Annotated in this window: 21 protein-coding genes; 14 read left to right on the top strand and 7 right to left on the bottom strand. The window is 63.3% G+C overall.

Going from position 1 to position 18772, the window contains the following annotated elements; all coding sequences use genetic code 11:
• Positions 1-194: 194 nt before the first annotated feature.
• From FN835_RS10140 to FN835_RS10130, 3 genes are all read left to right on the top strand, one after another.
• Complete coding sequence (locus tag FN835_RS10140) at positions 195-875, top strand: GntR family transcriptional regulator (protein WP_246098700.1); 681 nt, start codon at positions 195-197, stop codon at positions 873-875.
• Between the two features lie 99 nt (positions 876-974).
• On the top strand, positions 975-2567 hold the full coding sequence (locus FN835_RS10135) for a L,D-transpeptidase family protein (protein WP_246098699.1): 1593 nt from the start codon (positions 975-977) through the stop codon (positions 2565-2567).
• A gap of 1 nt (position 2568) precedes the next feature.
• Positions 2569-3477 (top strand): extensin-like domain-containing protein, encoded by a 909-nt coding sequence (locus tag FN835_RS10130; protein ID WP_142663098.1) that lies wholly within the window; start codon positions 2569-2571, stop codon positions 3475-3477.
• Position 3478: 1 nt separating this feature from the next.
• Here the strand turns inward: FN835_RS10130 and FN835_RS10125 are convergent, their stop codons facing one another.
• Positions 3479-4210: a Crp/Fnr family transcriptional regulator gene (locus FN835_RS10125; protein ID WP_142663097.1), complete on the bottom strand. Its 732-nt coding sequence runs from the start codon at positions 4208-4210 to the stop codon at positions 3479-3481.
• Between the two features lie 125 nt (positions 4211-4335).
• Complete coding sequence (locus FN835_RS10120; RefSeq protein ID WP_142663133.1) at positions 4336-5646, bottom strand: FliI/YscN family ATPase; 1311 nt, start codon at positions 5644-5646, stop codon at positions 4336-4338.
• 100 nt (positions 5647-5746) lie between these two features.
• Here FN835_RS10120 and FN835_RS10115 point away from each other — a divergent pair, with 100 nt between their 5' ends.
• The 10 genes from FN835_RS10115 (at position 5747) to FN835_RS10070 (ending at position 11276) form a co-directional block, all read left to right on the top strand.
• Positions 5747-6133 (top strand): FlgB family protein, encoded by a 387-nt coding sequence (locus FN835_RS10115; protein ID WP_142663096.1) that lies wholly within the window; start codon positions 5747-5749, stop codon positions 6131-6133.
• Between the two features lie 3 nt (positions 6134-6136).
• Positions 6137-6526: a flagellar basal body rod protein FlgC gene (gene flgC / locus FN835_RS10110; protein WP_142663095.1), complete on the top strand. Its 390-nt coding sequence runs from the start codon at positions 6137-6139 to the stop codon at positions 6524-6526.
• A gap of 11 nt (positions 6527-6537) precedes the next feature.
• Positions 6538-6816 (top strand): flagellar hook-basal body complex protein FliE, encoded by a 279-nt coding sequence (gene fliE / locus FN835_RS10105; RefSeq protein ID WP_142663094.1) that lies wholly within the window; start codon positions 6538-6540, stop codon positions 6814-6816.
• Positions 6816-7082: a flagellar biosynthetic protein FliQ gene (locus FN835_RS10100; protein WP_142663093.1), complete on the top strand. Its 267-nt coding sequence runs from the start codon at positions 6816-6818 to the stop codon at positions 7080-7082. Before fliE ends, FN835_RS10100 begins: the two co-directional genes overlap by 1 nt.
• The gene (locus FN835_RS10095; RefSeq protein WP_142663092.1) at positions 7083-7799 is read left to right on the top strand and encodes a flagellar hook-basal body complex protein; all 717 of its coding nucleotides are present in this window, start codon (positions 7083-7085) and stop codon (positions 7797-7799) included. It abuts the gene before it with no gap.
• 9 nt (positions 7800-7808) lie between these two features.
• The gene (gene flgG, locus FN835_RS10090; protein WP_142663091.1) at positions 7809-8594 is read left to right on the top strand and encodes a flagellar basal-body rod protein FlgG; all 786 of its coding nucleotides are present in this window, start codon (positions 7809-7811) and stop codon (positions 8592-8594) included.
• Entirely contained in the window at positions 8594-9010 is a 417-nt protein-coding gene (flgA, locus tag FN835_RS10085) for a flagellar basal body P-ring formation chaperone FlgA (RefSeq protein WP_142663090.1), read from the top strand. The genes flgG and flgA overlap by 1 nt, the downstream gene beginning before the upstream one ends.
• 9 nt (positions 9011-9019) lie before the next feature.
• Positions 9020-9751, top strand: a complete 732-nt coding sequence (flgH, locus tag FN835_RS10080; RefSeq protein WP_142663089.1) for a flagellar basal body L-ring protein FlgH — start codon at positions 9020-9022, stop codon at positions 9749-9751.
• 9 nt (positions 9752-9760) lie between these two features.
• Positions 9761-10249 (top strand): hypothetical protein, encoded by a 489-nt coding sequence (locus FN835_RS10075; RefSeq protein WP_142663088.1) that lies wholly within the window; start codon positions 9761-9763, stop codon positions 10247-10249.
• A gap of 64 nt (positions 10250-10313) precedes the next feature.
• Positions 10314-11276 (top strand): glycosyltransferase, encoded by a 963-nt coding sequence (locus FN835_RS10070; protein ID WP_142663087.1) that lies wholly within the window; start codon positions 10314-10316, stop codon positions 11274-11276.
• Positions 11277-11368: 92 nt separating this feature from the next.
• On the opposite strand, the gene rfbA is transcribed toward FN835_RS10070, so the two are convergent.
• From rfbA to rfbC, 4 genes are read right to left on the bottom strand one after another with little or no spacing between them, the layout of a single operon-like run.
• A complete protein-coding gene (gene rfbA, locus FN835_RS10065; RefSeq protein ID WP_142663086.1) occupies positions 11369-12259 on the bottom strand; it encodes a glucose-1-phosphate thymidylyltransferase RfbA in 891 nt (296 codons plus the stop codon).
• Positions 12256-13107, bottom strand: a complete 852-nt coding sequence (gene rfbD / locus FN835_RS10060) for a dTDP-4-dehydrorhamnose reductase (RefSeq protein WP_142663085.1) — start codon at positions 13105-13107, stop codon at positions 12256-12258. Before rfbD ends, rfbA begins: the two co-directional genes overlap by 4 nt.
• Entirely contained in the window at positions 13104-14141 is a 1038-nt protein-coding gene (gene rfbB, locus FN835_RS10055) for a dTDP-glucose 4,6-dehydratase (protein WP_142663084.1), read from the bottom strand. Before rfbB ends, rfbD begins: the two co-directional genes overlap by 4 nt.
• Positions 14138-14719, bottom strand: a complete 582-nt coding sequence (gene rfbC / locus FN835_RS10050) for a dTDP-4-dehydrorhamnose 3,5-epimerase (RefSeq protein WP_142663083.1) — start codon at positions 14717-14719, stop codon at positions 14138-14140. The genes rfbB and rfbC overlap by 4 nt, the downstream gene beginning before the upstream one ends.
• A 196-nt stretch (positions 14720-14915) precedes the next feature.
• On the opposite strand from rfbC, the gene FN835_RS10045 reads away from it, so the two are divergent.
• Positions 14916-17930: a calcium-binding protein gene (locus FN835_RS10045; RefSeq protein WP_185958642.1), complete on the top strand. Its 3015-nt coding sequence runs from the start codon at positions 14916-14918 to the stop codon at positions 17928-17930.
• On the opposite strand, the gene FN835_RS10040 is transcribed toward FN835_RS10045, so the two are convergent.
• Positions 17927-18676, bottom strand: coding sequence for an ABC transporter permease (locus tag FN835_RS10040; protein WP_142663082.1), 750 nt, complete (start codon positions 18674-18676; stop codon positions 17927-17929). The genes FN835_RS10045 and FN835_RS10040 overlap by 4 nt on opposite strands.
• Between the last annotated feature and the right edge of the window lie 96 nt (positions 18677-18772).

Genomic DNA, 18772 nt, shown 5'->3' with positions numbered 1-18772 from the left:
GAACTTAGTAGTTTAATTTGTTCATGGTCCTGTTGGCATTTGCCTGCCGAGATGGCAAGGTGAATGTATTTGAGCAACCGGATTTTACTGAGTTTTCAGACCCTTTTAAGGATCTTAAGGTTCCTATGTCCATATTTGCACAAGCACAGATTTCCACGAGCAGCGTTCCCGTGTTCAGTTCTAAACGTAAAGGCATGACCTGGCAGTCCGTCCAGGATATCGTGCTTGAACGCATTCAGGACGGCACCTGGGCCGAAGGGGAATTGATCCCGACGGAATGCGAGCTTGCAACCGAACTTGGCTGCGCGCGCGCCACTGTGAACCGCGCCATGCAAGCCCTTGCAGAAACCGGCGTTATTGAACGGCGGCGCAAGGTCGGCACGCGCGTGGCCCACCATCCCCGTGTCCAGCTTGTCCGTTCGCTTTTGCGGCGCGAGCTTGAGGCGGGCGGGCATGTCTATGGCTACAGGCATGTTTTCAGCAGCGAGCGCGTCCCCCCGGCAGATGTGGCGCAAGCCATGCTGCTGCGCAGCTCTGAGGCGCTTTTGTTCAACCAGTCCATCTTCCTGTCGGATGGCCAGCCCTATTGCTGCGAAGAACGCTGGACGAACACCTATGCCACGCCCGGCCTGACCGCCGAGGTGCTGGAGGAGATGAGCGCTTGCGAATGGCTTTTGGGGCATGTGCCGCTGAACCGCGCCAGCATGTCGATCGGGGTTCGCACGGCGGATGCGCAATTCATCGCACCGTCGCTGAAGGTCGCACCAGCCGAGCCGGTCCTGCAACTTGAACGAATGGAATGGCTGAACAACATGCCCGTTTCGTTGTCGCGGCGCTATTTCCCGCCGCAGCATCGTTTCGAAAGCGAGATGTAGCCACCTCAAGTCAAGTTGTGCAGCCTTTGCTTGCTTTGCAGGTCCGAAAGGGCCAAAGCTGGAACAAATAGATAAGAAACTTCCAGGCAAGACCAGAGCATGTTCCAGAGGCCCCTATCCGGTGCGATTCCGCGCCTTTTGCTGGTATCGGCTGCCGCCATCCTGCCCGCAGGCATGGCGCTGGCCCAGTCCGGCCCGCATCCCCGTCCCCCTGCCCGCGCGGCAGCGGTGACGGCCACGTTGCCCGTCCAGACCGCAGCCGAGCCTGCGCTGGCGGCAACCGCGGTTGGGACCACGCCCTCGACCTCGCCTTCGATCCGGGCGCTTGCCTCGATCTCACCGACCGAGATCGAGACGGCGACCTATAATGGCGGCGATTTGCCCCCCGGCCAGTCGGCGTTGACGGCCAAGGTTCAGATTCTGCTGGACCGCTCGGGCATCTCGCCGGGTGTCGTGGACGGCTGGCGCGGCGGCATGAGCGAAAGCGCCATCAAGGCGTTTCAGCGCCGCGCGGGCCTGCCCATGACCGGGCGGATGGATTTCGTGGTCTGGGATCTGCTGCACGGCTATGCCGCCGAAGCCGTCACCATGTCCTATACCATCACCGATGAAGACGCGCAGGGGCTGGTCGATAACATCCCCAGCGACTACGCCGAAAAGGCCGCGATGACCTCGCAGGGTTATACCAGCATCCTCGAAAAGCTGGGTGAGCGGTTTCACATGGACGAGAAATTCCTTGCGAAGCTGAATCCGGGGCTGGAGTTCAAGCCGGGCGCGACCATTGTCGTCACCAAGCCCGCCAAGCCCATCCGCGCCACCGTGACGCGAATCATCGTGGACAAGCAAACCCGCCGGGTTGCAGCCTATGACGCCCGCGGCAACATGGTCGCGGATTACCCCGCGACTGTCGGGTCGTCCGATACGCCTTCGCCGCATGGCACGCATGTGGTCAACGCGGTCGCGCTGAACCCGACTTATACCTATAACCCGCAGCGCAACTTCAAGCAGGGCGAAAACGACCGGGTGCTGATCGTGCCTCCGGGGCCGAATGGTCCGGTGGGCAATGTCTGGATCGACCTGTCGGAACCCACCTATGGCATCCACGGCACCGCCACGCCGTCGCGGCTGTTCGTCAACCAGTCGCATGGCTGCGTGCGGCTGACGAACTGGGATGCCCATGAACTGGCGCATATGGTCAAGGCCAAAGTCACCACGGTCGAATTCCTTGATCCCGGCGTCAGCATTGCGGACGTGACGGGGGGTGCGGCACCCGTCGCCTCGGCCGTTCTGGCGCAGGACGCTGTGACTTCGGCCCGTCCGCCCGCGCGTTCGGCGGGCGTGCTGGCACGCGCAGCGATGACCACGCTTCCGGCCGATGCGGGCGCCGCGACAACGCCCGCCGCGATTGCCGTCACGCCGGATGCGCCCGTCGTCGCGACATCCGGCGCTGCCGCATCCGTGGCCGGGACGGATCCGCTGCCAGCCCCCGCCGCTGCGCCGGAAGGCGAATCCTTGGATGCCGCGCTGGCCCGCGCCGAGGCACTGGCGGATGAGATGCTGGCCCGGCAGGCGCAGATGCCCGCAGCCAGCGCCGACGAGCCGGAATACCCGTCCGACACGCCTGTCACATCGCAACCGCTGCCGCCGCCAGTCGTAGGCGGCAACGCAGCCCCCAGCGCCCCGAGCCTGTGACATGAAGGGCTGGGCGGTGGTGGTGGCCTTTGCGGTTCTGGGCGGCGCGGCGGTGGCGCAGAACGCGCCCGCCCCCCGCCCTGATCTGCCGCCCGCCGACGAACACCGGCCTGCCCCCAAACCCAAAAGCGCGGCGGATGCTGAACCGCCACCGCAATCACCGCCCGCAGCCCCGCCCGAGACGAAGCCGCAGGAACCCGCGCTGCGTTTTCCCGTCCAGCCCGATGCGTCCCCATCCCCGCAACCCGCGTTGAAATACCCGGACCAGCCCGCAGCCCCCGCGCCGCAGGATGCAACCCAGCCCGAGGCGTCGGTCGGCCCGCCGGTGCATGAGACGCTGCGCGAAGACGATTTCACCTATTCCGCCTGTCTGCTGGGCCTGTCGCAACTTGGCGCGGTCTATACGCAGGAGGCTGCCATCACCGATCCCGACCAGCGCGATTGCGGGATCGACCGCCCCATCATGTTGCAAGAACCCCTTCCCGGCATCGCGATAAACGGCGGAGCGATGATGCGTTGCGAAACCGCGTGGCATCTGGCCCATTGGCTCAGGGATTTCGTCCGCCCGGCCAGCGCCATGCTGCCGGGCCAGCCGCAGCTTGCAGGGATCGAGCCGGGATCGACCTATCAATGCCGCCCGACCGTGGGGGACAAAGGTGTCAACCTGTCGGAACACGCCTTTGGCAATGCGTTCGACGTTGCGGCCTTTACCTTTCGCGACGGCAGCCGCCTGACCATTGAGCCGCGCAAGGACAGCGGCGACATGGCCGAGGCGTTCCAGACCGCGATCCGTGGCGCGGCTTGCCTGCATTTCACCACCGTGCTTGGCCCCGGCGCGAATGCCGCGCATGACGACCATCTGCATCTGGACATCAAGGCGCGAGACAGCGGCTGGCGGCTTTGCCAGTGACCTAACGCTTGACCTTGTCCAGCTCCAGATATTGCGGGTCGAAACGCGCGATGCGGGCCAGCCCGGCCCAATCCAGAATCCGCACCTCTTGCCCGGTCCAGCGAATCAGCCTGCCGTCGCGCAGGTCGCGGACCGCCCTGTTGATATGGATGGGCGTATAGCCAAGAATATCCGCAAGTTCCTTTTGCAGCAGCGGCAGCGTGAAGACATAGTTCTGCGCCGCCCCCACGCTGGCAAGCCGGGTGTAGATTTCGCACAAAAGATGCGCCAGATGCCCACTGGATCGCAGCGATGCCGCAGCGACCAGCCATTGGCGGTGGATCGCCGCATCAATGACGGTAGACATCCACAAAAGCCGCGTCAGATGCGGAAAATTCTGTGTAATTTCGCGCAATTCGTCATGTTCGACGAACTCCACTTCGGATGCGCCCATCGAAACGACTTCATGTTCCAGCCCTGCCAGCACGAAACCGTGCAGGTCCACGAAATCGCCCGGCACATGCAGCGCGGTGATGACCCGCTCTCCGGGTCGGTCCGCCAGATGGTGCTGACGCGCTGACATGCCCCGCAGCATCATGCAGCTTCGCGATGCCATGCGGCCTCGCGGGACGATCACTTCACCGGGCTGAAAGCCCACGAGCGTCGTCTTGATTGCCCGCAGCCGAGCAATGTCGCTTTCGCTCAGCTGATCGCGGCGCTGCAGATAGCGGACAAAATACTCGGTGATAGCCATGTCTCTCCTCGGCTCGACCGCAGGAGATTGTCAACTCGGCACCGCAGACGCAATGTCCACCGGCTGTGTTTTAACATTCATCAATTCGCATATTCCCCTGAAATGCAACGACCTTTGTGTCGGTGCTAACGACCCCCATGCGCCCCAAGCGCCTCGGTAAGCAATTGAAAGCCCTGCCGCGCGCCCGTGCTTTTCCTGGTGAAGAACGCATCCAGCGCCGGATAGATCCGCACCGCCTCGTCCAGTTTAGGGTCCGATCCGGCTGCGTAAAGCCCCGCGCGGATCATAAGTTCGGATTCCGCATAAGCCCCCAGCGCCGCCCGCGCCCGTGCGATCAGCGCATTTTCCATCGCGCTGGCCGCATGGGGCAGCGAACGCGACACGGACCGCAGCACATCCACCGCAGGGAATCGCCCGCGCTCTGCGATGGCGCGGTCCAGCACCACATGCCCGTCAAGCGTGCCGCGCAGAATGTCGGCAACCGGCTCCTCCATATCGGACCCTGCGACCAGCACGCTAAAGATCGCCGTGATGTCCCCTGCACCTGTCGGACCCGGCCCGGAACGTTCTGCCAGCGCCATGATAAGCTGCGAGGTCGATGGCGGGAAACCCCGATAGCTGGGCGCTTCGCCGGCCGAAAGCGCGATCTCGCGGTGAGCTTCGGCAAAGCGGGTGATCGAATCGGCCAGAAACAGCACATGCTTGCCCTGATCGCGGAAATGCTCGGCCACGGTCATCGCAGCCCATGCACAGCGCCGCCGCATCAAAGGCGACTGGTCCGATGTCGCGGCAACCACGACCGCCCGCGCCATCCCCGCGGGGCCAAGGGTTTCTTCGACGAATTCACGCAACTCGCGCCCGCGTTCGCCGATCAGGCCGATCACCACGACATCGGCGGACACCCCTTTGGCCAGCATGGAAAGCAGCGTCGATTTACCGACGCCGGACCCTGCGAACAGCCCGGTCCGCTGCCCCCGGACAAGCGGCAGGATCGTGTCGAACACCGCAAGCCCCGTATCCAGCCGCGCGCCCAGGCGATTGCGCGACGCGGCAGGGGGCGGCGCATTGCGAAAGCCGCGCGGGCTGGCACCCGCGGCCAGTGGGCGACCATCCAACGGACGCCCCAGCGGATCAACGATTCGCCCGATCCACGAATCGGCAGGGGCAAGCCTTGGGGCGAAAAGCAGTTCCACCTCATCCCCGATGGCCAGTCCTTCGGTCGGACCTTCCGACAGGGCCATCGCGGTGTCGGGATGCAGCGCCACGATCTCTCCGCCCAGAAAATCCTTCGAACGCATTGAAAACAAAACGCGATCCCCGACGGATGCATGTGTGTTCAGCCCCGTGATCCGGACCGTGCCGCCATGCACGCCGCATACGCGACCGAAATGCCGCGTCATCCCAAGCCGCTGAATCCGGGTGGCAATGGATTGCATCTTATTCATTCGGCATCCCCGTTTTTTCGTCCCGCTCGAAAGGGTTTCTAAACCTATTGGGGTTAAGACCCGGTTTATCGGAACAGGGGAGAGACCTTGGATGTTTGACCGGATCGAAACGCTGCGGATGGCCAGTTCGCTGACCTCTCATGCGTCGCAGCGCCAAAAGCTGATCGCTCAGAACGTCGCCAATGCCGACACGCCCGGCTTTCGTGCCACGGATCTGGGCCGGTTCGCAGAAACCTATCGATCGGGTGTGGCCGCTGAAATGCGGGCGACCCGGCCCGGTCATGCCACGGGTATCAGCTGGGGTGGCAGCGACCGCCCGCAGGACGCGGGAACCGAGCGGGCGCCCAATGGCAACACCGTCTCGATCGAGGAGGAGATGATCCGCATAGCGCAGGCCAAGCGCGAATTCGATCTGTCGCTGGCGGTGACGAAATCCTCGCTGAACATGATCCGAACCAGCATCGGGCGGCGGGGGTAAGTCATGGATCAGCTTTCCGCCACAGATATGGCCGCATCGGGGATGCGCGCGCAGGCGACCCGCTTACGGCATGTTTCCGAAAACATCGCCAATGCCGACACCCCCGGCTATCGCCGCAAGCTTGTTTCCTTTCAGGAGGAAATGGACTTTGGCCGCCGCACGGGCGCGGTCGAAACCAGCCCCATGCGGCTGGACCGCCGCGAATTGCCCCGCATCTTCGAACCCGCGCACCCAATGGCCGATGACGCCGGGTATTACGACGGCTCGAATGTCGATCTGGTCATCGAAGTGGCCGACGCCCGAGAGGCGGGCCGCAGCTATGAAGCCAATCTTCGCGTCTTTGAACAATCCCGCCAGATGGGCAGCGCCCTGCTTGATCTGATCCGCCGCTGAAGGAACCGCAGATGATTTCCGCCACGATTGCCGCCAACGCCTATGACCGCGCCCGCCCTGCCGTCGCGCCCGCCGAAGGATTGCCGCAGGGCGCAAGCCGAGCCGCCGCCGATTTCGCCCGCATCATGGATCAGGTGGATATTTCCGCCACCGGCGCGATGCGCGGCACGACCGACACCCATCAGCTTGTGCAAAGCATCGCGCAGGCCGAGGTCGCCTTGGAAACCGCCGTCGCCATGCGCGACAAGGTGGTCGAGGCGTATCAGGAAATCCTGCGGATGCCGGTCTGATGGATCAGAACCTGATCTTCGACCTGACGCGGCAGGCCTTGTGGATCGCCGTGCGGATGTCCGCACCGCTTCTGGCGGTGGCACTGGTGGTCGGGGTGGTGATCGGCCTTTTTCAGGCACTGACCTCGGTACAGGAAATGACGCTGACATTCGTGCCCAAGATCGGGCTGATGCTGGTCGTGTTCTGGGTCAGCATGAGCTTTATGACCGCGACTCTGGCCGGGTTCTTTACCGACCAGATCATCCCGCAGATCGTGGGGTCGTAGATGGATAACGCGATCTATGCCTCGCTGACGCGGCAATCCGGGCTGATGCAGGAAATGCGCGCCATCGCCAACAACATGGCCAATGCCAGCACCACCGGCTTTCGCCGCGAAGGGCTGGTGTTTTCCGAGTATATGGTCCCCTTGGGATCCGATGGCGACACGCTGGCCATGGCCAATATCCGTGGGCGCATGGTCGATCTGGCGCAGGGCGGCATGACCCAGACCGGCGGCGATTACGATATGGCCATCGACGGCGACGGGTTCTTCATGGTCCAGACGCCGCAGGGCAACCGCTTGACCCGCGCAGGCGTCTTCATGCCCAACGCCGCCGGAGAGATCGTGAACCCCGATGGCCATCCGCTGCTGGACGACGGCCAGGCCGCCATCGTGATCCCGCCCGGCACCCGCAGCCTTGGTGTGGGTATGGACGGCACGGTATCCGCCGACGGCCAGCCCATCGGCCGCGTCGGCGTCTTTGCCAGTCCAGATCCTGCAGATCTGCGCCATGTCGCCGGCACGCTGTTTGAGGCGGGCGACGCCGCCGAGCCGATGGATGACGCCAAAATCCGCCAAGGTTTTCTTGAGGAATCGAACGTGGACCCCGTGACCGAAATAGCCCGGATGGTCGAGGTTCAGCGCGCCTATGAACTTGGCCAGTCCTTCCTGGAACAGGAAGACCAGCGCATCCGCCAGGCCATCACCTCGCTCACGCGATAAGGAAAACCGATGAAAGCCCTTCAGATCGCCGCCACCGGCATGAGCGCGCAGCAGATGCGTGTCGAGGTCATCTCGAACAACCTCGCCAATATGTCCACCACCGGCTACAACCCGCGCCGCGCCGAATTCGCCGACCTGCAATATCAGCAGGCGACCCGCCCCGGCACCCTGACCGCCACGACCGGCGCAATGGTGCCCGCAGGCGTCCAGTTGGGTCTGGGGGTTCGCCCCGCCGCCGTCACCATGATGCTGGCGCAAGGCACGCCCGTGCAGACCGGCGGCGATCTTGACGTCGCCATCGAAGGCAACGGCTATCTTGAGGTGCAGATGCCTGCGGGCAATTCGGCCTATACCCGCGATGGCAGCCTGAAACGCTCGGCCGAGGGGCAGATCGTCACCTCGGAAGGCTATCCCCTGATCCCCGAGATCGTGATCCCGCCCGAAGCGCGCAGCGTCTCGATCAGCCCGTCGGGCGAGGTGATGGCGTTCTTTGCCGATCAGGTCGAGCCGGAAAATCTGGGCCAGATCACGCTGGCGAATTTCGTCAACGAAAAGGGCCTTGAGGCGACGGGGGGCAACCTGTTTCTGGAAACCACCGCCTCGGGTCCGCCGCAGGTCGCCGCACCGGGCGAGGAAGGCTTGGGCGTCCTGCGCGCCGGATACCTTGAGGAAAGCGCCGTCGATCCTGTGCGCGAGATCACCGAACTGATCAAGGCACAGCGTGGGTATGAGCTGAATTCAAAGGTCATCACCGCCGCCGACCAGATGCTGGGCGCGACGGTGCAGGTCCGCTGATGCGTTACCTTGCCCTGTTCGCGGCCCTGCTGCCCCTGCCCGCCTTGGCCGAGGCGGTGGTCGCCGCCCGCACCCTGCGCGCGGGCATCGTCATCACGCCGCAGGATGTGCGGCTGGCCCCGGAAACGACAGGCCGCATCAACGACCCCGCACATGCCATCGGGCAAGAGTTGCGAGTCATGGTTTCCGAAGGGCGCCCTGTCCAGCCCGAACATATCGCGGCCCCCACGGTGGTCAGCCGCAATCAGCGCGTGACGCTGATCTATGAAAAAGGCGCGCTGCGCATTGCCGCCGAAGGCCGCGCCCTGATGGCGGGCAGCATCGGCCAGATGGTGCGCGTCATGAACAATGAATCGCGGGTCACGGTGATCGGGCGCATCCTGCCCGATGGCAGCGTGATGGTCGCACAGAACTAAGGGAAACAGATGATGCGACGGAATCTTGTGCTGGCCGCTGGTGGCCTTGCGCTTTGTCTTTCGGCATGCGGACGGGTGAGCGAGGTCGGGCGCGTACCGCAGTTGACCGAGCCTGCCGACAGCGCGGAATTTGCCGCCATGTCGCAACCGGTCATCCCCGAACTGCCCGCGCGCGCCGACAGCGCGGCCTCGCTTTGGTCGGTGTCGCAGAATTCGCTGGTGGCCGATCGCCGCGCAGCGCAGCGTGGGGACATCCTGACCGTGGTGATCGAGATCAACGATCAGGCGACCATGCAGAACTCATCGGGCCGCAATCGCACGGCTTCCGATACGGTCAGCATCCCGTCACTGGCGGGCCTGCCGCAGCGCGTCGACAATATGCTGCCCGAAGGTGCCAGCATGGACGAATTGGTCGAAGCAAGGGGATCGTCGGCGTTCAAGGGCAGCGGCAATATCTCGCGCAAGGACAAGATCACATTGCGCGTCGCCGCAACCGTCACCGAACGACTGCCGAATGGCGTGCTGCGCATCGAGGGCACGCAAGAGGTGCGCGTGAACTATGAAATTCGGATCTTGACTGTCAGCGGTTTCGTCCGCCCCTCGGATATCGGGCGGCGCAATGAAATTGCCTATGACCGGATCGCGGGCGCGCGCATCTCATATGGCGGGCGCGGTCAGATCAGCGATGTGCAGCAGCCACGCTATGGGCAGCAGATCGCCGATATCGTTCTGCCGTATTAGGGGGATCCGATGAAAAAGCTGATAATCCTGATCCTGCCCCTGTTGGCTTTCATCGGCGGCGCCGCGGCGGGTGACATGCTGCATGGCGGCAACTCGAGGCCGAAGGTCACCGAACCGCAAACCGCCGAGGCCGGAGCAGAACCTGAAAAGCCCACCGAGGAGCAAACCGAAGCAGCTACGGACTGGTTCAAGTTCCCGAACCAGTTCTTTATCCCGATCCTGCGCAATGGCAGCACAACGGGCATCATGGTCATGTCGCTGACCCTGGAAATGTCGGCAGACGCCCGCCCTCGGATCGAGGCGCAAGAGCATCGACTGCGCGATGCCATGCTGAATGCCTTGATGATCGAGGCAAATACCGGCGCTTTCGATGGAAACTTCACCGCTGAACCCAGTCAGGCAAGGTTGCGGCAGGCGTTGCTAAGTGCCGCGCATAAAGCCTCCGGGCCCAGCATCACCCGCGTTCTGATCGAAGACATCGCGCGGCAGGATCAATAGCCAGGACTGGTATCCCGGCACGCAATAAGTGTAGACCGGCTTTGGTGTTGCCAAAGGGGAAACCGTGCATCCGCAGATCACCATCGTTATGGCCAGCTATAACGGCGCACGCTATTTGCCCACGCAGCTTGACAGCATTCTGGCTCAGACGCAGACGAACTGGCGGCTTATCGTCTCGGACGACGGATCGACGGATGACACCTGCGCGATCATCGACGATTACGCCGCCAGACCGGGCGGCAGTCGGATCACGCGGATCGACGGGCCGCGACAGGGGGCAACGGCGAATTTCCTGCATCTGATCTTGCAGGCCGATCCAAAGGGTTGGATTGCCTATTGCGATCAGGATGATCTGTGGCAGCCCGACAAGCTGGCCCGCGCGGCGGCACATCTGGCGGCACAGGACGGCCCAGCGATTTATGCGGCGCGCACGACGGTTTGCGACGATGAACTGCGCCCGCTGGCCCCTGCCCCGCATTTTCGCGGCCCCTTTAGCTTGCGAAATGCGCTGGTGCAGGCTTGTCTGCCGGGAAATACGACGGTTGCGAACAGTGCTGCGCTGCAATTGTTGCAAGCCGGTGCGCAGGCGGCCGCACGCGCAGGCGTCGTATCACATGACTGGTGGACCTATCAGCTGCTGTCCGGCGCGGGCGCACATATCCATCGCGATCCTGCGCAAGTGCTGCTTTACCGCCAGCATCAAGGCAATGTCATGGGCCGCAACGACACGACCAAGGCGCGGGCCGCGCGTTTTTCGATGCTGTTCGACGGCACCTTTGCTGGCTGGCTCGCGCAGAACCAGTCTGCGCTGGAAAGCGTCGCAGATGTGCTGACGCCTGCAAATCGCAAGCTGTTGCAAGGCTTTGCGGAGGTGCTGGATGCGTCTGGCCCGGCGGCATTGGCGCGCATGGTTGCGCTGCGACTTTACCGCCAGACGCTGCCCGGCACGCTGGCGGTTCATGCGGCGGCATTGGCGGGTAAACTTCGGCGGCACCCGTTATCCGACCCGCCGGAAAGCGGCGAATAACTGGACCGGCCACGCTGCCCGCATTCGCGATACGGCGCGCTTCAGGTCAAATCCGGTCAGGGGCCGACAGCTTTCGCAAGTCCGGTCAAAGATCAGCCCAGCAGACGCAGCAAATACCGACCGTAATCGTTCTTGGCGAATTTGCGGGCACGCTCGCGCAGCCCGTCATCGTCGATCCAGCCCTGATTATAGGCGATTTCATCGGGGCAGCCGGTCTGCAGACCTTGGCGCTGTTCCAGCGTGCGCACGAAATTGCCCGCGTCCAGCAGGCTGGCATGGGTGCCGGTATCCAGCCACGCAAAACCGCGCCCCATCCGCTCGACCGTCAGGCTGCCGTCATGCAGATAGGTCTCCAGCAGGGTGGTGATCTCCAGCTCGCCCCGTTCGGACGGTTGGACGCTGCGGGCGCGTTCGGGCGCCGTGCCGTCAAGGAAATACAGCCCCGTCACCGCATAATCCGATGGCGGCACGGTGGGCTTTTCGATGATAGCGCTGGCCGTGCCGTTTTCGTCGAAAGCCACGACGCCGTAACGTTCCGGGTCTGCCACGCGATAACCAAATACCGTGCCGCCAGCCGGTTTGGCATCCGCCGCCTCAAGCAGCAGGGGCAGGCCGTGACCAAAGAAGATGTTGTCGCCCAGCACCATCGCCGAGGGCGCACCGGCCAGGAAATCCTCGGCCAGGATATAGGCCTGCGCCAGCCCGTCGGGCGACGGCTGGATGATGTATTCGAACCGCAGCCCCCATTGCGCGCCATCGCCCAGCAGGCGCTGGAACTGCTGCTGATCGTCGGGGGTGGTGATGATCGCGATTTCGCGGATCCCGGCCAGCATCAGGACCGAGATCGGGTAATAGATCATCGGCTTGTCATAGATCGGCAACAGCTGCTTCGACACCCCCATGGTGATCGGGTAAAGCCGCGTCCCCGAGCCGCCCGCCAGAATGATGCCCTTGCGCCCGCTTGCCGTGGTCTTGTCGGTCATGTCCGAAGCTCCGTCACTACATCCGTCAGGGCGGCGCGCCAGTCGGGCCGCGCAATTCCGAAATCCCGCGCAATGGCCGCGCAATCCAGTCGCGAATTTCCAGGCCGCTTTGCCGGGGTGGGATAGTCGCTGGTGGCGATGTCACCCACTTTGCAGGCCAGCTCCGCCTGCGACATGATCTCGCGCGCGAAGCCCGCCCATGTCGTGTCGTCGGTGCCTGCGAAGTGATAGATACCGCCCTTGGCCGGGTCGGCCTGCATGGCTGCGATCATCGTCAGACAGGCTGCGGCAATCGCGGCGGCAGGGGTCGGGCCGCCATACTGATCGGCCACGACACGCAGCTCCTCGCGCTCGGCACCCAGCCGCATCATGGTTTTCACGAAATTCGCGCCATGCGCCGAAAACACCCATGAGGTGCGCAGCACGGCCCATTGCCCGCCTGCGGCAGCAATCGCCTGTTCGCCCGCCAGTTTCGTCGCGCCATAAACGCCCAAGGGGCCAGTCGCATCGGTTTCGACCCAAGGCCGGTTGCCCGAACCGTCAAAGACGTAATCGGTCGAAATATGCAGGAACGGCACGCCCAGTTCCGCCGCCGCCTGCGCCATGGCGGCGGGGGCATCAGTGTTGATCGCGCGGGCCAGATCGGGTTCTGATTCGGCACGGTCAACGGCGGTATGTGCGGCGGCGTTGATGATCGCCACAGGGCGCGCCGCAAGGATCGCTGCGGCACAGGCGGCGGGATCGGTCAGATCGGCCTGATCGCGGCCCAGAAACGTCGCATCGGGCGCAAGCCGCGCCATTTCGGTGGCGACCTGCCCGGTGCGGCCAAAGACCAGAAGCCCGCTCATGCCTTACCCAGCCGTTCGCCCACGCCCTTGCGCGCCAGCAGCGGTTGCCACCAATCGGCATTGTCCAGATACCATTCGACCGTCTGGCGCAGCCCCTCCTCAACCGTGACCGAGGGGCGCCAGCCCAGTTCGGTGCGGATACGGTCGGGGTCGATGGCATAGCGGCGGTCATGGCCGGGACGGTCGGTCACGAAGGTGATCAGCTTGTCATGCGGCGCGTTTTCCGGGCGCAGACGGTCCATTTCGGCGCAGATGGTGCGAACGAGGTCGATGTTCTTCGCCTCATTCTCGCCGCCGATATTGTAACTGCGGCCCAGTTCGCCCTTTTCCAGCACCAGCAGCAGCGCATCGGCGTGGTCTTCGACATACAGCCAGTCGCGGACATTGCCGCCGTCGCCATAAACCGGGATCGGACGGCCATGCAGCGCGTTCAGGATGACGACCGGGACCAGCTTTTCTGGAAAGTGGAAGGGCCCGTAATTGTTGGAACAATTGGTCAGGACGACCGGCAGGCCATAGGTTTCGTGCCAGGCGCGGACCAGATGGTCCGATGCAGCCTTGGACGCGGAATAGGGGCTGCGGGGGTCATAGGGCGTTTCTTCGGTGAACTGGCCGGTTTCCCCGAGCGAGCCGAACACTTCGTCGGTCGAGATATGGTGGAAACGGAACCCTTCGGGACGGCCCTGCCCGACCCAATAGGCGCGCGCGGCCTCCAGCAGGTTGTAGGTGCCGGTGATGTTCGTTTCGATGAAATCGCCCGGACCGTCGATGGAACGATCCACATGGCTTTCGGCGGCCAGATGCATGATGGCGTCGGGCTTATGCGTGTCCAGTACGCGGTCCAGCGCGGTGCGGTCGCGCAGATCAGCCTGTTCAAACGCATAAAGCGGGCTGTTCGAGACCGAGGCGACGTTTTCAAGGTTCGCCGCATAGGTCAGCGCGTCAAGGTTCACCACCTCATGCCCGCGCCGGACTGCCAGACGCACCACGGCCGAGCCGATGAAACCCGCGCCGCCCGTCACCAGAATCTTCATATATTCGCCTCGTAATCAAATGGTCCTTCATAGTCGAAGGGACTATCGAAATCTGCAAGGGCCGGCGCGATGGCGTCTTTCGCGGACAAAAGCGGCTCGCCGGTCAGGCCCCAGTCGATGCCGATCGTGTTCCACGCGACCGCGCCATCGCAGTCGGGCGCATAGTGATCGGTGCATTTGTAACAGATTTCGGTATCCGCTTCGCGTGTGACGAAACCGTGCAGGAAACCAGCGGGAACCCAAAGCTGGCGACCGTTTTCAAAGGAAAGCTCTTCACCGACCCACTGGCCATAGGTCGGGCTACCCTTGCGTATGTCCACCGCCACATCGAAAAGCCTGCCGCGTCCACAGCGCACCAGCTTGCCCTGCGCATGGGGCGGCGACTGGAAATGCAGCCCCCGCAGCGTGCCTGCGGCAGCCGACATCGAGTGATTGTCCTGAACAAATTCAGGCAGCTCCAGCCCCGAATCCCGCAGGGTTTTATCGTTCCAGCTTTCCGAGAAAAATCCGCGCGCGTCGCCATGCCTGCGCGGCACGATGATCAGCACTCCGGGAAGCGACGTCTTTTCGATTTGCATATAACCATGCCCGTTGACTGCACGCAAAACGCGTATGGCCGATGTTTCCGCGCCGCACAAGCCACCTGCCAGCCGGGTCAGGTCATCGCGGTCCAAACTCATTAAAATGCGCGGTAATTAGCGCGCGAAGTTAAAGGTTTTGTTAAACGCGGGGCAGCTAGCCTTTGGGCAGATTTTCACGACCGTCCGCAGGCCCATGCTCAGCTATCGTCACGTCGCGACCTATTTCGGCGCTGATACCTCATTCGTCACGAATATATCGGATCTGCGCGCCTTTCGGGCCGACGCCGGTTATGCGCTATACAGCGTGACCCATATCGGCGGGGGCATCGCCGCCTATCGCATCAGGTCGGCGGATCACGCGATCGAGTTGACATCGGCCCGCGCCTATGGGCCGCAGATGGGGTATCTGGACCGGCCGAACGCGGCGCTGGTCGATCTTGCGGCGGGGGCCGCGATCTTTGGCGCAGGGTTGGCAAATGGGCTGGCCAGCGGCGCGATGCTGGATGCTGCAGGCGGATTGGCGGGTAGCATCGCCCTGCACGGCGGCGCGGCGCTGGGTCGGGACGTGACCTTGCTGGGATCGTTCAGCACGGCATCGGGCGATTTCCTTTACGCCGCCCGCGACAATCGCACATCGTTTGAAACCTGGCACATCAACGACAATGGCAGCGTGACCCAGATCGGTCGGTCGGACCTGCCCTGGGGTCAGGGTCTGCGCGGCACGCAGATCGACGACATGCAGGTGGTGACGCTGGGTGCGCGCAGCTTCATGCTGACCGCCTCGGGGCTGGGAAACCATGTCGCGATCCAGGGGATGAATGCCAATGGTTCGCTGGGCGCTGCACATGTCCTTTGGGCGGATCGCGGGCTAGGGCTGAACGCGCCGACGCAGATCACCACGGTGACGACGCAGGGCGTGACCTATCTGATCGTCGGCTCGGCCCAAAGCTCATCCCTGACAACGATGCGCGTGACCTATGACGGCAGGCTGGAGCCGGTGGATCACATCATCGACGAATTGGGCACCCGCTTTCATGCCGTGACGGCGCTGGAGACGGTGATGCTGGACGGCCGTGCCTTTATCTTTGCGGGCGGCGGCGATGACGGCATATCGGTTTTCACCATCATGCCCGACGGGCATCTGCTGCATCTGGCAACGCTGGCCGATGGCAATGACCGGGCGCTGGCCAACGTATCGGCAATCGCCGCCATGGAGATCGACGGCAAGATCGCGGTCTTTGTCGCGTCGCGCACGGAAAAGGGCATCACCCAGCTTGTCTTCGATCCCGGAGCGATCGGACGCACCGCCGTCACCGGTGAAGGCCGGATCGAGGGGACGGCGGATGCCGATCTTTTGCGCGCCGGACCGCAGACACGGGCCCTGATCGGCGGCGCGGGCGACGACATCCTGATTGCGGGCACAGCCTCGGTGCAGATGACCGGCGGCGAAGGTGCCGACCTTTTCGTCGCCGCCGAAGTCAATGGCCGCATCATCATCAGGGATTACGAACCGGGCGTGGATCGTCTGGATCTGGCCAGTCTGGGCATGATCCGCAGCGTGTCGCAGTTGGTCTTCAGCCCGCAGCGCGACGGGATCAAGATATTCTTCGGCAATAGCGTGGTCTGGATACATACCCGTGACGGCGGCGGGCTTCAGGCCGGGGATCTCGACAATTCGCTGTTTCCGATCAGTCATTACGATCCTCCGAACATGCGCACGAACGTCACGGGCACGGTCGGGAATGACAGGCTGAACGCGGGGCGCTACGGCTCGAACCTGTATGGGCTGGCGGGCCATGATCTGCTGCAGGGGGGCGACGGGAATGACATCATGCAGGGCGGCGCGGGCAATGACACGCTGAACGGCGGCGCGGGCAACGATCAGCTTTGGGGAAATGACGGCAACGACCTGATCCTTGGCGGCGGCGGGACCGATCTGATCCGAGGAGGGAATGGCGATGAAACGATCCACGGCGGCGGCGGCAATGACACGATCTATGGTGAGGCCGGCAATGACCGCATCCACGCCGAGGAAGGCGACGACCTGATCGACGACCGCATCGGCCATAACGCCATCTGGGCAGGGCTGGGCAATGACCGCATCGTGACCGGGAACGGCAATGATACGCTGCTTGGTCAGGGGGGCAACGACAGCATCCTGTCCGCAGGCGGGCATGATCGCATCTGGGGTGGTGCGGGCGATGACAGCATCAACGGCGGCGCGGGCAATGACACGATTTTCGGCGATGCCGGGAACGACGTCCTGCAAGGCGGCGACGGCAACGATTCGCTTGACGGCGGCGACGGTAACGACCGGCTGTGGGGGCATGGCGGGAACGACTGGATTGCGGGCGGGGCGGGCAATGACCTGCTGTATGGCGGACCCGGAAATGACACGCTGCTGGGCGATGCGGGCAATGACGTGCTGCGCGGCGATGCGGGGGCCGACCGGCTGATTAGCGGTGCAGGCAATGACACTTTGATCGGCGGCGATGGCGAAGACACCCTGTGGGGACAGTCCGGCAACGATATGCTGAACGGCGGCGCGGGAAATGACCGGCTCGCGGGCGACAGCGGCAATGACACCCTATGGGGAGAGGCGGGGCATGACGCGCTGTTTGGCGGCGGCGGGAACGATGCGCTGCTTGGCCATGACGGAAACGATACGCTGGCCGGGCAGGCCGGAAGCGACCGGATCTGGGGCGGGGCGGGCAATGACCGGCTGGAGGGGCATGACGGTCACGACATCCTGATGGGCGAGGCCGGAAACGACATGCTGGTGGGCGGCACGGGCAACGACACCTTGATGGGTGGTGCCGGAAATGACGTGCTGAACGATCTTCACGGCCATAACATTCTGGATGGCGGCACGGGCAATGACCGCCTGATTGCAGGTGGCGGCAATGATCGACTGATCGGCGGTGCAGGCAGCGACACATTCGTCTTTGTGAACCCGCTGGATTTCGACGGCTCGACCGACATGATCGCTGATTTCATCCCCGGCAGCGACCTGCTGGACTTTCGCGGTTTGGGGCTGGATTTCGTCGGAGGCGCAGGCTTTTCGGGTGACGGCCCCGAACTACGCAGCTATTGGACCGAAGCGACGGGACGGCTGGTTCAGGTCGATCTGGACGCGGATGGGCGTGCGGACCTGACCATCTCGCTTGGCCCGATCAGGGCAATCGGGGAAAACGACCTGCTGCTTTAACGCTCAAGCAGGTCACGATAGTTGCGGGCCAGCAACAGCAAGCCGAACACCAGCAGCACGGCGGCGATCCCGAAAACAAAGGCCGGTTCGATGAAACTGGCCTGATAGGTCGGATAAACCCCCCGCCGCAATTGCGATATGCAATGCAGCACCGGGTTATACCACAGGATGTCCTGCGCGGCGGTCGGCATCATGTCGTAAAGGAAGAAAATGCCCGACATCAGGAACAGCGGTCGGGTCAGGATGTTCCACGCACGTTCCCATACCGGAAAGGCGGTCATCAGATAGCAATTCAGCGTGCCCACCGCGACGGCAAAGACGACGATCATCAGGATCGCCTCGAATATCTCGGCAAGGTTCACGACCAGCGGCAACTGGTAAAGGAAGAATATGCCACCGATCACGATCGCCATGACCGAGATATGTGTCAGCGTATTCAGCAATATCCGGGCCAGCATGGCATCGATATAGGTGACGCTGGGATAGGCCAGAAACGGCTTCGAATAGCGGACCGAGGATGCGACCTTGCCCGACAGATCCAGAAACATCGTGAACGGCAGAAAACCCGTCGCGTAGAACAGCGGAAAGTTCGTTCCCAATCCCGGACGCGCAAGGGCCATGCTGAAAACGACCGAAAGCAGCACGACGCCCAGGACCGGTTCAACAATTGCCCAGATATATCCCCCGGCCGAGCGGCCATAGGTCGTTGCCATCTCGCGCAGCATCAGCGCGAACAAAATCCGCATCGTCCGCAGGCGCGGCCCTTTGCGGTAGGGGTGCTGGGGCGTAGAGTGTTCGCGCGTCATCTCGGACATTTGATCGCAAAGGCTGGTCTTGACGAG

It is taken from the genome of Paracoccus laeviglucosivorans, from assembly GCF_900182695.1.
Lineage (GTDB): Bacteria > Pseudomonadota > Alphaproteobacteria > Rhodobacterales > Rhodobacteraceae > Paracoccus > Paracoccus laeviglucosivorans.
The sequence above is the reverse complement of the archived record's forward strand: the minus strand, read 5'-3'. Positions and strand labels throughout refer to the sequence as shown.

Coding starts and splice junctions, on each gene's coding strand:
- FN835_RS10140 (WP_246098700.1), top strand. CDS start 195: ATGACCTGGCAGTCCGTCCAGGATATCGTGCTTGAACGCATTCAGGAC.
- FN835_RS10135 (WP_246098699.1), top strand. CDS start 975: ATGTTCCAGAGGCCCCTATCCGGTGCGATTCCGCGCCTTTTGCTGGTA.
- FN835_RS10130 (WP_142663098.1), top strand. CDS start 2,569: ATGAAGGGCTGGGCGGTGGTGGTGGCCTTTGCGGTTCTGGGCGGCGCG.
- FN835_RS10125 (WP_142663097.1), bottom strand. CDS start 4,210: ATGGCTATCACCGAGTATTTTGTCCGCTATCTGCAGCGCCGCGATCAG.
- FN835_RS10120 (WP_142663133.1), bottom strand. CDS start 5,646: ATGCAATCCATTGCCACCCGGATTCAGCGGCTTGGGATGACGCGGCAT.
- FN835_RS10115 (WP_142663096.1), top strand. CDS start 5,747: ATGTTTGACCGGATCGAAACGCTGCGGATGGCCAGTTCGCTGACCTCT.
- flgC (WP_142663095.1), top strand. CDS start 6,137: ATGGATCAGCTTTCCGCCACAGATATGGCCGCATCGGGGATGCGCGCG.
- fliE (WP_142663094.1), top strand. CDS start 6,538: ATGATTTCCGCCACGATTGCCGCCAACGCCTATGACCGCGCCCGCCCT.
- FN835_RS10100 (WP_142663093.1), top strand. CDS start 6,816: ATGGATCAGAACCTGATCTTCGACCTGACGCGGCAGGCCTTGTGGATC.
- FN835_RS10095 (WP_142663092.1), top strand. CDS start 7,083: ATGGATAACGCGATCTATGCCTCGCTGACGCGGCAATCCGGGCTGATG.
- flgG (WP_142663091.1), top strand. CDS start 7,809: ATGAAAGCCCTTCAGATCGCCGCCACCGGCATGAGCGCGCAGCAGATG.
- flgA (WP_142663090.1), top strand. CDS start 8,594: ATGCGTTACCTTGCCCTGTTCGCGGCCCTGCTGCCCCTGCCCGCCTTG.
- flgH (WP_142663089.1), top strand. CDS start 9,020: ATGATGCGACGGAATCTTGTGCTGGCCGCTGGTGGCCTTGCGCTTTGT.
- FN835_RS10075 (WP_142663088.1), top strand. CDS start 9,761: ATGAAAAAGCTGATAATCCTGATCCTGCCCCTGTTGGCTTTCATCGGC.
- rfbA (WP_142663086.1), bottom strand. CDS start 12,259: ATGACCGACAAGACCACGGCAAGCGGGCGCAAGGGCATCATTCTGGCG.
- rfbD (WP_142663085.1), bottom strand. CDS start 13,107: ATGAGCGGGCTTCTGGTCTTTGGCCGCACCGGGCAGGTCGCCACCGAA.
- rfbB (WP_142663084.1), bottom strand. CDS start 14,141: ATGAAGATTCTGGTGACGGGCGGCGCGGGTTTCATCGGCTCGGCCGTG.
- rfbC (WP_142663083.1), bottom strand. CDS start 14,719: ATGCAAATCGAAAAGACGTCGCTTCCCGGAGTGCTGATCATCGTGCCG.
- FN835_RS10045 (WP_185958642.1), top strand. CDS start 14,916: ATGCTCAGCTATCGTCACGTCGCGACCTATTTCGGCGCTGATACCTCA.
- FN835_RS10040 (WP_142663082.1), bottom strand. CDS start 18,676: ATGCGGATTTTGTTCGCGCTGATGCTGCGCGAGATGGCAACGACCTAT.